The 12,176-nt window shown below is 70.1% G+C and carries 8 protein-coding genes; 3 read left to right on the forward strand and 5 right to left on the reverse strand.

The features are described 5' to 3' along the window. Nucleotides 1–5: 5 nt before the first annotated feature. Genes G5C60_RS05820 through G5C60_RS05830 form a run of 3 tightly spaced genes read left to right on the forward strand, consistent with a single transcriptional unit; the run spans nt 6 to nt 3,519 of the window. Nucleotides 6–1,682 (forward strand): NAD(P)/FAD-dependent oxidoreductase, encoded by a 1,677-nt coding sequence (locus G5C60_RS05820; protein ID WP_165255188.1) that lies wholly within the window; start codon nt 6–8, stop codon nt 1,680–1,682. Next, nucleotides 1,679–3,172: an ATP-binding protein gene (locus G5C60_RS05825; protein WP_165255191.1), complete on the forward strand. Its 1,494-nt coding sequence runs from the start codon at nt 1,679–1,681 to the stop codon at nt 3,170–3,172. Before G5C60_RS05820 ends, G5C60_RS05825 begins: the two co-directional genes overlap by 4 nt. After that, nucleotides 3,169–3,519 (forward strand): UBP-type zinc finger domain-containing protein, encoded by a 351-nt coding sequence (locus G5C60_RS05830; protein WP_165255193.1) that lies wholly within the window; start codon nt 3,169–3,171, stop codon nt 3,517–3,519. The genes G5C60_RS05825 and G5C60_RS05830 overlap by 4 nt, the downstream gene beginning before the upstream one ends. A 32-nt stretch (nt 3,520–3,551) precedes the next feature. Here the strand turns inward: G5C60_RS05830 and G5C60_RS05835 are convergent, their stop codons facing one another. The 5 genes from G5C60_RS05835 to G5C60_RS05855 form a co-directional block, all read right to left on the reverse strand. Beyond that, nucleotides 3,552–6,653 carry an alpha-N-acetylglucosaminidase gene (locus G5C60_RS05835; RefSeq protein ID WP_165255195.1) on the reverse strand — a complete coding sequence of 1,034 codons (3,102 nt, stop codon included), beginning with the start codon at nt 6,651–6,653 and terminating at the stop codon, nt 3,552–3,554. Between the two features lie 82 nt (nt 6,654–6,735). Next, a complete protein-coding gene (locus G5C60_RS05840) occupies nt 6,736–7,650 on the reverse strand; it encodes a beta-glucosidase (RefSeq protein ID WP_165255197.1) in 915 nt (304 codons plus the stop codon). Between the two features lie 2 nt (nt 7,651–7,652). After that, nucleotides 7,653–8,591, reverse strand: a complete 939-nt coding sequence (locus G5C60_RS05845; RefSeq protein WP_165255200.1) for a hypothetical protein — start codon at nt 8,589–8,591, stop codon at nt 7,653–7,655. A 5-nt stretch (nt 8,592–8,596) separates the two neighbouring features. Beyond that, a complete protein-coding gene (locus G5C60_RS05850) occupies nt 8,597–10,045 on the reverse strand; it encodes an alpha-L-fucosidase (protein ID WP_165255202.1) in 1,449 nt (482 codons plus the stop codon). A gap of 11 nt (nt 10,046–10,056) precedes the next feature. Further along, nucleotides 10,057–12,147 (reverse strand): GDSL-type esterase/lipase family protein, encoded by a 2,091-nt coding sequence (locus tag G5C60_RS05855; RefSeq protein ID WP_338145706.1) that lies wholly within the window; start codon nt 12,145–12,147, stop codon nt 10,057–10,059. Nucleotides 12,148–12,176: the final 29 nt, after the last annotated feature.

Raw genomic sequence — 12,176 nt, forward strand, 5'->3', positions numbered from 1 at the left:
GACGTATGGCACAGGGCACCGACGCAAACCGGACCGTCATCCTCACCGTGGACGACGACCCGGGGGTATCACGTGCCGTGGCCCGCGACCTGCGGCGTCGTTACGGCGAGTCGTACCGGATCGTGCGCGCGGAGTCCGGGGAGAGCGCTCTGGACGCGCTGCGCGAGCTGAAGCTGCGCGGTGATCTCGTGGCGGTGATCCTGGCGGACTACCGCATGCCGCAGATGAACGGGATCGAGTTCCTGGAGCAGGCCCTGGACGTGTACCCGGGCGCGCGCCGGGTGCTGCTGACGGCGTACGCGGACACGAACGCGGCCATCGACGCGATCAACGTCGTCGACCTCGACCACTACCTCCTCAAGCCCTGGGATCCGCCGGAGGAGAAGCTCTATCCCGTCCTGGACGACCTCCTGGACACCTGGCGGGCCACCGATCACCGGGCGGTTCCGATCACGAAGGTCGTCGGGCACCGCTGGTCGGCGCGTTCCTCGGACGTACGGGAGTTCCTGGCCCGCAACCAGGTGCCGTACCGCTGGTACTCGTCGGACGAGCCGGAGGGCCGCCGGCTGCTGGCCTGCGCGGGGGCGGACGAGCAGCGGCTGCCACTCGTGGTCACCGCGGACGGGGCTGTGCTCGTCGAGCCCGAGGACGCCGACCTCGCGGCCCAGGTCGGGCTGGCCACGACGCCGACAGCGGACTTCTACGACCTCGTCGTCATCGGCGGCGGTCCCGCGGGGCTGGGCGCCGCCGTCTACGGCGCTTCGGAGGGGCTGCGGACCGTGCTCGTGGAACGCTCGGCCACCGGTGGGCAGGCGGGGCAGAGCTCGCGCATCGAGAACTACCTGGGTTTCCCGGACGGCGTGTCCGGAGCCCAGCTGACCGACCGGGCACGGCGTCAGGCGACGAAGTTCGGTGCCGAGATCCTGACCGCGCGCGAGGTGACCGGACTGGAGGTCAACGGCGCGGCGCGTACCGTGCGGTTCTCCGACGGCTCCGCGGTCGCGGCGCACTGCGTGATCCTGGCGACCGGTGTGTCGTACCGGCAGCTGGAGGCGCCCGGAGCGGACGACCTGACCGGATGCGGCGTGTTCTACGGGTCGGCGCTGACCGAGGCGGCCGCGTGCCAGGGGCAGGACGTGTATATCGTCGGCGGCGCGAACTCCGCCGGGCAGGCCGCGATGCACCTGGCCAGGGGCGCCAAGTCGGTCACGCTGCTGGTGCGCGGCTCCTCGCTGTCCGCGTCGATGTCCCACTATCTGATCCAGCAGATCGAGAGCGCGCCGAACATCAACGTCCGTACGGGCACGGTCGTCGAGGCGGTGCACGGCTCGGACCATCTGGAGCAGCTCACGCTGCGGGACACGGCGAGCGGGCACACCGAGTTCGTCGACGCGCAGTGGATGTTCGTGTTCATCGGCGCGGCACCGCTGACGGACTGGCTGGACGGCACGGTGCTCAGGGACGAACGCGGGTTCATCATCGCCGGCCCCGACCTGACCGACGACGGGCGGCCGCCGACGGACTGGGAGCTGGACCGGCCGCCGTACCACCTGGAGACGAATGTGCCCGGTGTGTTCGTGGCGGGCGACGCGCGCGCCGAGTCCGCCAAGCGTGTCGCCTCCGCCGTCGGAGAGGGAGCCATGGCCGTGATGCTCGTCCACCGGTATCTGGAGCAGTCATGAGCGGGCAGCCGATGCCGTGCGACGAGGCTGAGCTCGGCACACTGTTCCTGTTCGAGAAGCTGGACGCGGAGCAGCTGGCGCGGCTGTGCCGGGAGGGCCGGGTGGAGAAGTTCGAGCCCGGTTACGTGTACCAGGAGGGCGAGCCCGCCACCTGCTTCTTCGTGCTCCTCGAAGGCACGGTCGTGATGTCGCGCCGGGTCGGCGCCGACGACGTGGAGATCAGCCGCACGTCCCAGCGCGGGGTGTACGCGGGTTCCATGCAGGCCTATCTGTCCACAACGGATCAGGCGCACTACAAGGGTTCCCTGCGGGTCACCGAGCCCTCGCGGTTCTTCATCCTGCCCGCCGAGACGTTCGCCGCGGTCCTGCGGGACTGGTTCCCCATGGCGGTGCATCTGCTGGAAGGGATGTTCTTCGGCAGCCAGAACACCCAGCGGACCATCAACCAGCGCGAGCGGCTGCTGGCGCTCGGCTCGCTGTCCGCGGGGCTGACGCACGAGCTCAACAATCCGGCGGCGGCCGCGGTGCGGGCCACCTCGGCGCTGCGGGACCGGGTCGCGCACATGCGGCACAAGCTCAGTGTCATCGCCGCGGGTCCGTACCAGCGTGAGGCGTTGAAGACGCTGATCGAGCTCCAGGAGGCCACGGCCGAACAGGTCGCCAAGGCACCGGTCCTGAGTCCTCTCGAAGCCTCCGACCGCGAGGACGCGCTCACCGACTGGCTCGACGATCACGGCATCGAGGGCGGCTGGCAGATCGCGCCGACGTTCGTGCAGGCCGGGCTCGACACCGACTGGCTGGAGCAGGTCGCGGCAGTCGTGGACCAGGACATGCTGCCGGGGGCCGTGGGGTGGCTCAACTACACCGTCGAGACCGAGCTCCTCATGAACGAGATCGCGGACTCCACGACCCGTGTCTCGAACCTCGTGAACGCGGCCAAGCAGTACTCCCAGCTCGACCGGGCGCCCTACCAGGTCGCCGACGTGCATGAACTGCTGGACAGCACGCTGATGATGCTCGGCGGGAAGATCGGCTCCGGCATCAAGGTGGTCAAGGAGTACGACCGTACGCTGCCCAGGATCCCCGCCTACCCGGGCGAGTTGAACCAGGTGTGGACGAACATCGTCGACAACGCGGTCTCCGCGATGAGCAGCAACGGTGGCGAGGGCACGCTGACCGTGCGGACGGCTCTCGAACGGGAGCAGCTGCTCGTCGAGTTCCGCGACACGGGGCCCGGGGTGCCGGAGGAGATCCGTGGCCGCATCTTCGATCCGTTCTTCACCACGAAACCCGTGGGCGAGGGCACCGGTCTCGGTCTGGACATCTCCTGGCGCATCGTGGTGAACAAGCACCACGGGCATCTGGAGGTGCACTCCGTACCCGGCGACACCCGTTTCCAGGTCTTCCTCCCGCTCACGGCCGCTGACCCGGACACCCCCGCGAATCTCGCCACCGCCGCGGATCCCGAGACCCCTCAGGAGGCGTCATGACCACTCCGGCCGGAATCGACCCCGAGGTGCCGCCGAGCGGCACCGGATGTGTGGAGTGCGATGCCGCCGGCGGCTGGTGGTTCCATCTGCGGCGGTGCGCCCAGTGCGGCCACATCGGCTGCTGCGACAGCTCCCCCGCGAAGCACGCCACGGCCCACCACCGGGCCACGGGCCATCCCGTCGTCCGCAGTTTCGAACCGGGTGAGGGCTGGTTCTGGAACTACGAGACCTCGGAGGTGTACGAGTCCGGGCCGGAACTCGCTCCGCCGCTCAGCCACCCGGCGGACCAGCCCGCGCCAGGACCCGTGGGCCGGGTCCCGGCGAACTGGGCCGACACGCTGCGCTGACGCGGGCGGGCGTGTTGTGAGGCCAACTCCGGTCATTTCACTGTGAGTTGTCCGAACTCGACGATGCCGCGGGTGCCTTGGCCGCCGTGGGCCGCGGTCATGAAGACGCCCACGTCCTGGGCTGCCGCCGCCGCGCCGGGGGTGGCGGTGCCCACGGTGGTCCAGGTCGTGCCGTCGGTGCTGTAGGCGCCGGTGTACGCCGCTTCCGACCGGGTCAGCCGCAGCATGAGCGGCGCACTGGTGGAACCGGCCGTCTCGATGCGGTCGATCCGCCCGTCCTCACCCGAGGACCAGGACAGCACGCATCCGTTGGACGGGGTCACCGCGAGATTGACGAGACCTGAACTCCCTTGCGCCGCGAGGTCGTTGCGGACGATCAGTCCGGCGCGGGCCCAAGGACCCGTCGCATCCTGGGAGTTGACTCTCACCGTGGCCGTGGACGACGTACCGTACACGCCCGGCAGGTAGATCGCGCCGAACTCCTGCGTGGCGCCCCACAGATCGGCGCCGCCGCCTTCGACGGCGAGTTGTTCGCCCAGCTGCCCGAAGACCGCGTCGTTGAAGTCGGCGGTCCGGTACGGCTCCTGGACTCCGGTGCCCGCGAGCAGGCGTACGGAGGCGGCCGCCCTGCCGGACGCGCCGACCGGAATCCGGGTGACCAGCGTGTCCGCGGCGCCGGTGAGGCCGATGCGGTAGGACGCGGTGAAGCTCTCGCCGGGCGCGACGGAAGCGGCGGTCACCGGGCCGAGCGGTGTGGCGGTCAGGCCCTTGGGCGGTGCGGCGGAGAGGGTCACATCCGTCGCCGGGGCGAACCCGTTGCGGTTGGTGAAGGACACGGAGACCGTGACGGGACGGTCGGGCGACACCGCGCCGTGGTCGGCGGTGGCGCTGAGCCGCACGCAGTACGGGTCGGCGGCCAGAATCCTGCGTGCCTCCCGGGCCAGCCGGTACGCATCGCCCTTGGGCGTCGTCGGGAAAGTGCCGTGGCTGCGGTTCCAGGCGTCCTCGATCTCGTACCAGTCGATGGCACGCGGCTCGCGGTCGTCGGTCAGCGCGGCGGTCAGCTCGTCGAAGTACGCCGACCAGCGCTTGTGGTAGAGCCCGGACAGCAGCCCGGACCACTCGCGGTTGGCGTAGTCGTGCAGGCCCTCGTCGGCGCTCGCCCGGTCGCCCCACGTGGTGAGGATCGACCGCGCGTCGTACTCCAGCCGGTCCTTCTCGGCGACGCTCGCACCCCAGGAGCGGGCATCGGCCAGCCACCGGCCGAGCAGGTGCTGGGGTGAGGCGGCGAGCAGGGTGTCCATGAGCCGCATCCAGTCCAGCCAGGTGCGGGTCAGCTTCCCGAAGAGGGGCGCGTTTCCGGTCTCGTACGCCGCCTTGATCTGGGGCAGCAGTACGCGGGTCCGGTTGGAGAGGGTCTGGCGCGCGATGTCGGTCAGGTCATAGCGGTAGGCACTGCTGTCGCGCAACTCCTGTGACACCAGGAGGAGTTCGGTGAGGGCGGTGTCAAAAGCGGTGGTGTCGTAGCGGTCGGCTTCGGGGCCCCAGGATGCGGCCTTGTTCGCCGTCAGGCTCGGGCGCGCGCCGAACAGCCCGTCGGGGGCCTCGCTCCACGCGTCCTTCCGGGTCATGCCGTACGCGGTCTCGCGGATCGTCTGCCAGGCGGCGAGCGCGTGCGGGTCCTTGCCGCCGTAGCGGGAGGTGGCGTACGCGGCGAACCAGTCGTCGAGGTCGATGGTGCCGGGTGTCCACGCCAGGTCGGTGAGGAGCGCGAGCGCGGGCGCGTTGTTGTCGGCGGCCTCCGGCATCGCCGCGATCCCGGCGAGCGCACTGCCCTTCTTGTCACGCCACTTGGGGTACTGCTCCACCCAGTCCGGGGCGTTGGCGCCCATCGGCGTGTGGCCGCCGAAGTTCCAGATGCTGCCGAAGGCGTACGGGGTGCCGCCCCAGTCGCTCTCCCGGTCCGTGACGCTGGTGTAGCGGTCGGACAGGCCGTCCACGATCAGCATCCGGGACTTGTCGACCCCGTCGAGCAGCGCCTTGGACGGGTTGGACTGCCAGCCCAGAATGGCCCAGATCGCGCCCGGGTGAGCTTTCTGCAGCGCCCCTTCGACGGCTGCCGCCGCCTCGTCCACCGGCACGTCACCGGGGTTGCCGCCCTCGTGCAGCAGGTCCATCTTGTACATCGTGCTGTCGCCGAAGCGCTCCGACTGGGCCCGGTAGAAGGCGGCGGACACCTCGTCGAAGGCCGTCGTCCGCGGGTCGAGCCAGTCGGGTCGCTTGAAGGCACCCCAGTCGCCCTGGGGGACCACGGCCGCGTCCCCGCCGTGTTTGGCGACGAAGTCGTCCGGCACGGTGCCGAAGTAACCGGGCAGCACCGGTGTCATGCCCAGTTCGCGCACCCGGTCGGTGATCTTCCGGGCGAGATCGGCACGCCTCTCGATGAGTTGCTTGGACACCGGACCGCCGAACCCCGACATGTTCTGCAGCAGCCACCACGGCTGGTGGGCCGGTGCCGGAATCCACGCCCGCATCTCGGCGTCGGAGTAGCCGAACTGCCGGAAGGTGTCGTAGTAGACGGCGTCGCCGCCGGTGTAGACAAGCACCCTGTTGATGCCGTGCAGCGCGAGCACGTCCAGCTCGCGCTCCCACGCGTCCCAGTCCCGGTAGGGGCCGGTGTAGCCGTCGTTGGTGTCGTTGAGCGCGAACCGGTGCGGCACGTTCGCCGATCCGGTGATCTCCCCGTCGGGGGCGGGCAGCAGCCTGGGGAGGTTCAGCTGTTCGCCGTTCCAGGAGATGTCGGCCTTCGCCGCCCGCGCGAGATAGGTGTTGAGGCCGGTGAGCAGCACCGCCGGGCTGGTGCCTTCCACGGTGATCGCCCCGGCCCGGCCGGTGACCTTGAACCGGTCGGCGCTGCCGGCGCTCAGCGCGCGCAGCGTCACCTGCCGGTGGTGGTCGGGCAGCAGCCGTTGCAGCGCGACCGATGCGGGGGTCGTGTCGAACGGCTTCGCGTCCTGGTCCGCAGCCGCGGGTGCGGCGTGGGCGCCCGGCTGCGGCGTCAGCAGCACCACTGAGCCGAACGCGGCAGCTCCGGTCAGCAGACGTCTGCGGCTGAGGGGTTGATTGCCTGTCATGAGCGTCCTTCCAAAACTTTTCGGATCTTCCGAGCCGCGGTGCGATGCGGTCGCACCGCACCGCACCGCACCGCGGCTCGGTTCAGGCGACGGTCATCGCGAAGATGTGCAGAGCGGGTCCACCGCTCGGCAGGCCGTCGCTGACCTTCGGCAGCACGACGGAGTGCAGTTCCTTGTCCTCCAGGTCGACGCCGAAGGTGTAGAGGCTGACCGGGTTCCTGTCCTGGCCCGAGGGGGTGTTGCGGTACGGCAGTACCACCGCGGCCGCGGGGTTCGCCCAGTACCAGTCGGGGACGTCGACGGAGAAGGCCTGCTCCGTGCCGTCCGCGTACACGACCTTCCCGGGCCCCTTGCCGTCGCCCCAGGTGGAGGTGCCGAGGAAGGCCAGCCGCGAGCCGGTGCCGGACAGCCGCACGGTCTGCCCGGAGGACACCACGTTGTCCTTGGCCCCGGGCTTGGTTTCCGGCCAGGTGAAGGTCGTCCCGCCGTAGGTGACCGAGGCCCCGGGAGTCAGTCCGACCGAGGCCAGCGCCTGGGCGGACAGGCTGGAACGCGAGCCGTCGATGTCGGCGGTGGTGGTGGCGTCGTCGGAGGAGATGCCGGCGTTGTCGAAGGCACTGGCCAGCGACCTGTACGGCAACAGCAGCCGCGAGGTGGCGCGGGTGCAGTCGGATCCGTCCTCGTGCACGTCGAAGAGCGCGTGCGCGATGCAGGGGACCACCCCCTCGGCGTCGTCGGGGAGCCGGGTCTTCCAGGTTCGGGTGACCGACCGTCCGGGCGCGATGTCGCCCAGGTTGTCCGACTCCTCGATGTCGCTCACGGCGAGGTAGAGAACGGTGCCGCGCAGGGTGATGCCGGTGGTGTTCTTGAGGGTGGCGGTCAGGGTCACGACCTGGCCAGGACCGGGGGTGGCCGGGGTGATGGTGAGGGAGACGGGCGGCGGGAGGAAGTCCTGTTCGGAGCGGTAGGCGGCCTGGGCGAGGCTATGGGTTGTCATCTCTACTCCACTGAGAAGTGGTCGAACACGGCCTGCACGGTGGTGCCGGGGTAGTTGAGGTTCACGGCGCTCGCCACCACGCCGGCGTCCAGGGCGCCGCTCGCGGAGGGGACGTTCGCGCTCGCGACCTCGCTCCAGGAAAGGCCGTTGTTGACGCTGGAGTACGCGGTGTACGTGGTGCCGTCGCGGACCAGGCGCAGCCAGGCCGGGTGGGTGGAGCCGCCGCCACCGGCCCAGGTGTCGAGCCGCCCGTTTCCGTCGCTGTCGGTCATGAACTCCAGGCCGAACGACTTCGACATCGTGAGTACGGCGTAGCCGCCCTTCTCCGGGGCGGTCAGGTCGTTGGCGACCGCGATCCCGTACTTGGCGGTGGGGTTGTCGCTGCCGGTGAGGCTGACCGTTTTGACCTGCACCACGCTCGCCTCGGCGGCGGAGCCGGGAAGGAGGATGCCGCCCTTCTCGTCGGTGCCGCCGGAGAAGTCGCGGCCGCCCGCCCAGATCACCAACTGGCTGCCGTACTGGCCGAACTTGGCGTCGTCGGTGGTGGCGAACGTCCGGTACGGGTCCCGCACCTCATTGGGCTCGTACGGCACGGTGACCGTCTTCGCGGACCGCGCGCAGTCGCTGCTGCGCCCGTCGACGTCGAAGACCACGTGCGCGGTGAACGACACGTTCCCGGCCACATCGGCCGGCATCGCCGTCTCCCAGCGCCGGGTTGTCTTCGCGCCCAGCCGCAGGTCGCCGAGCGGGATGGTCTTCGCCGCCGTGGTGGCGCCGGGGTTGATCAGGTGGAGCACGGCGTTGCGGAGCGGGAAGGGGCAGTCGTTGGTGAGGACCGCGGTGGCGGTGACCGTGTCACCGCTCGCCGGCTCGGCGGGTTCCGTGGTGACGGTGAGCGTGGGCCCCAGGGTGTCGAACTGCGTACCGTTACTGATTCCCATGCCGGTCACCGGGCCCAGTCGACGGTGAAGACATTGGCGATGTCGCTGGGCAGCGAGGACGGGACGGTGATGTTGATCTTTCCGTCACCGCGGGTCCACCTCAGACTGCCGCTCGTGCCGAGCAGCCGGATCCGGGACGTGGCGCTGATGGGGATGTCGCCGGGCACCGAGAGGGTGCCGCTGGGCGCGCCCAGCACGATGATGTTGAACTTGCCCGGGGAGACGGTGTAGCGGATGCCGAGCGAGCTGCCCTCCTCCTCCGCCCGCACCCAGGGCGTCGACCCGTAGATCGCCGGGCCGTTGACCTTCAGCCAGGCGCCGATGTCCCGCAGCCGCTCCTGCATGATCTCGGGGATCGTGCCGTCCGGCCTGGGACCGATGTTGAGCAGCAGGTTGCCGTTCTTGCTGACCACGTCGGCGAGCAGCTGGATCAGGAACTCGGAGGTCTTGTAGTCCTCGTCCGGCTCGTGCTTGTTGTAGCCCCAGGAGTAGCCCATGGTCATGCAGCACTCCCACTTCTGCGGATCCATCGTGGGATTGGTGCGCTGCTCGTACGTCGCGAAGTCGAAGTGGGTGTCGAACCGGTCGTTGATCACGACACCCTTGGGGTACTTACGGTTCTTGGCCTGGTTGTAGTAGTGGGCCAGGGGTTCTTCGCTGCGCCACGGCGGTTCGCCGGTGGGCCGGAACCACTGTCCGTCCGCCCACAGCAGCTCCGGGTCGTAGCGGTCGATGATCTCGTAGAGCTGCTTGAGCTCGTAGTCGCCTATGTAGTCGTCGACCGGCTTGTAGCCGGTCATCGGGATTTCCTTGTCGGTGTAGAAGTTGCGCATCGGCCGGCCGATCGCCGGGTTGAAGTACTCGCCGAGCGAGTAGTACAGGCCCGGGCGCACGGTGCCGCGCTTGCGGGCCGCGGTCATCAGCTCACCGACGAGGTCGCGCTTCGGGCCGTACGCCACTGAGTGACGGTCCGTCACCTTGCTGGGGTAGAGGGCGAATCCGTCGTGGTGCTTGCTGGTCAGCGCGAAGTACTCGGCGCCGGCCTGCTCGAACAGCTTCACCCAGGCGTCGGGGTCGTACTTCTCGGCCTTGAACTGCGGGATGAGGTCGTCGTAGGTGACGTCTTCGCCGTAGGTGTCGCGGTGGTACTTCCACTCGGCGGTGTCCTTGGTGCTCTGGTACCAGAGGTACCACTCGGAGGCGCTTCTCGGCGTCGCGCCGGCGATCACCGAGTAGACGCCCCAGTGGACGAAGATGCCGAACTTGGCGTCCTTGTACCAGCGCGGCACGGGATGGGTGTCGAGGGACGCCTTGGTGGGCTGGTAGTCGGGAATGCCCGCGGCGCCGGGCGCCACACCTCGGGCGAGGGCCTGGGCGGTGCCGGGCGGGGCGAGCAGCACCGCCCCGCCGAGGGCGGCCGCGGTGGTCATGAAGTGTCTGCGGTCGACTGCCATGAACGTGCCTCTCACTGGTGGATGGAGAAGGAGTCGAAGAGTGCTGTCGTGGTCTGGCCGGGGTAGTTGAGGTTGACGGCGCTCGCGACCATTCCGGCGTCGCCGGTGCCGGTCGCGGACGGCACGGTGGCGGTGGCGACCTGCTGCCAGGCGGTGCCGTCGGGGCTGGCGTACGCGGTGTAGGCGGTGCCATCGCGGACGAGCTTCAGCCAGGCGGGGTGGTAGGAGGAGCCGCCGCCTGCCCAGGTGTCCAGGCGGCCGTCACCGTCGCTGTCGGTCAGGAACTCCAGGCCGTACTGCGCGGACATGGTGAGCACCGCGTAGCCGCCCGCCTCGGGCGCGGTGAGGTCGTTGGCGACGGCGATCCCGGCCTTGGCGGAGGGGCCGCTGCCGGTCTGACCGACGACGCGGGCGGTCACCGTGCCGGACGGCGGCGCGGCGTCGGCGAGGTAGACCGCCGCCTTCTCGTCCTTCCAGCCCGACAGGTCCTGGCCGCCCGCCCAGATGGCGAACTGGTCGCCGTTCTGCGCGTATTGGGCCTCTTCGGTGGTGGTGGCGGTCGTCCGGTACGGCGCCCGCACCTCGGACGGAACGGGAGTCACCGTCGCGTCCACGCTGTCGGAGTCGTGGCGTGTCCGGCCGTCCTGGACGAAGGAGGTGCGTACGCCGATCTCGTGGGTACCCCAGGCCGCGTCGGCCGCCGGGGTCACCGTCCAGGTGGCGGTGGCGCTGTCGCCCGGGGCGAGGGAGCGTATCCGTACGCTGCCGGCCGGTTCGGCGGACCAGCCGTCGGGGAGCGCGAGGCGAGTGCTGACCTGAGTGACCGCCGTGGGACCGGTGTTGGTGACGGTCGAGGTGATCTCCGTACCGTCACCGCCCGCTTGCAGGGTCGGCCGGTACGGGGTGAGCCGGACGCGCGCCGACGGGCAGTCGCGGGCCGCCCCGAGGGTGGCGAGGTCGACGGCGTCGGCGAACGCCTTCATCCCGGTGTCGTTGGGATGCAGATGGTCACCGGAGTCGAACGCGGCGCCGTACCGGGTGGGGTCGTCCGGGTCCCGTACCGCCTTGTCGAAGTCGGCGTAGTCGTCGAAGACGCCACCGGAGTCGCGCACGAACGTGTTGACCTTCTGCCGGTCGGCCTCCTTCGCCTCGGTCCACCAGTCGCCCCAGCCGCGATACGGGACGACGGTCGCGCCGATCAGGCGCAGCCCGCGGGCATGGACACGGCGCCCGATCTCCTTCATGCCGTCGATCACCTGATCGCCGGTGGCACCGCCCCAGCTGAGGTCGTTGACGCCCTCGAACAGGACCACCGTGCGGGCGCCCGGCTGCGACAGCACGTCGCGTTCCAGCCGGTCCAGCGCCGACGGGTTGCCGTCGACGCCGGCCGTGATCCGGTTGCCGCTGATGCCCTCGTTCAGCACTCCGGCTGTGGACGAACAGGCCGACAGCCGCCCCGCCAGATAGTCCGGCCAGCGCCGGTTGGCGTTCGCCGTGGAGGACGCCCCGTCGGTTATGGAGTCGCCGAGCGCCACCACCGCGCCCGCCGTGTCACCGCCCTGTACGTCGACACCGGTCAGGAACGGGAAGGTGGAGTCGGTTCTGGTGAAGGCGTCCCCGTCGGCGTCCGAGGCGTGGTCGCCGCCCCCGTCGGGTGTCCAGTAGACGGTCTGGAGACCCATCCAGTGCTGGCTGATGTGGGTGAGCCGGCCGGGGAAGTACAGGCTGACGACCAGTTCGCTGCGGGCCGGCACGGGAACCCGGACGGCATCGCTCACCGCCTGCTCTCCGGCGGCGATCGTCACCTCGTCCTCGCCGCCGAACCGCAGCTCGTATGGTTTCGCGACGCCGGAGCCGCCGTCACGTCGCCCCACGGTGGCGTGCCCGATCGTCACCGGCTCGGCGGTGAACCCGTTGGTCAGCCGAATCCGTACGCTCGACCCGCCCGCGCTCACCCGCACCGGTATCCGAACCGTCACCTCCGAGGTGCCCGGGTCGTACGAGGCGTGCTGCGCGGTCGCCCAAGTCCCGGTCCACTCCCCCGGCTTGGCCCCGGCCTCGGCCGAAGTCGCCGGGAGCAGGGCCGCCAGGACGGCCACCACGGTCGCGGTCAGGGTGGCGCATCTTCGGC

The sequence above is a fragment of the Streptomyces scabichelini genome (assembly GCF_011045015.1).
In the GTDB taxonomy this organism is placed as follows: domain Bacteria; phylum Actinomycetota; class Actinomycetes; order Streptomycetales; family Streptomycetaceae; genus Streptomyces; species Streptomyces scabichelini.

Bases quoted from the DNA above. Each gene is read 5' to 3' on its own strand.
- G5C60_RS05820 (WP_165255188.1), top strand. From the start codon at position 6: ATGGCACAGGGCACCGACGCAAACCGGACCGTCATCCTCACCGTGGAC.
- G5C60_RS05835 (WP_165255195.1), bottom strand. From the start codon at position 6,653: ATGACAGGCAATCAACCCCTCAGCCGCAGACGTCTGCTGACCGGAGCT.
- G5C60_RS05840 (WP_165255197.1), bottom strand. From the start codon at position 7,650: ATGACAACCCATAGCCTCGCCCAGGCCGCCTACCGCTCCGAACAGGAC.
- G5C60_RS05830 (WP_165255193.1), top strand. From the start codon at position 3,169: ATGACCACTCCGGCCGGAATCGACCCCGAGGTGCCGCCGAGCGGCACC.
- G5C60_RS05825 (WP_165255191.1), top strand. From the start codon at position 1,679: ATGAGCGGGCAGCCGATGCCGTGCGACGAGGCTGAGCTCGGCACACTG.
- G5C60_RS05850 (WP_165255202.1), bottom strand. From the start codon at position 10,045: ATGGCAGTCGACCGCAGACACTTCATGACCACCGCGGCCGCCCTCGGC.
- G5C60_RS05845 (WP_165255200.1), bottom strand. From the start codon at position 8,591: ATGGGAATCAGTAACGGTACGCAGTTCGACACCCTGGGGCCCACGCTC.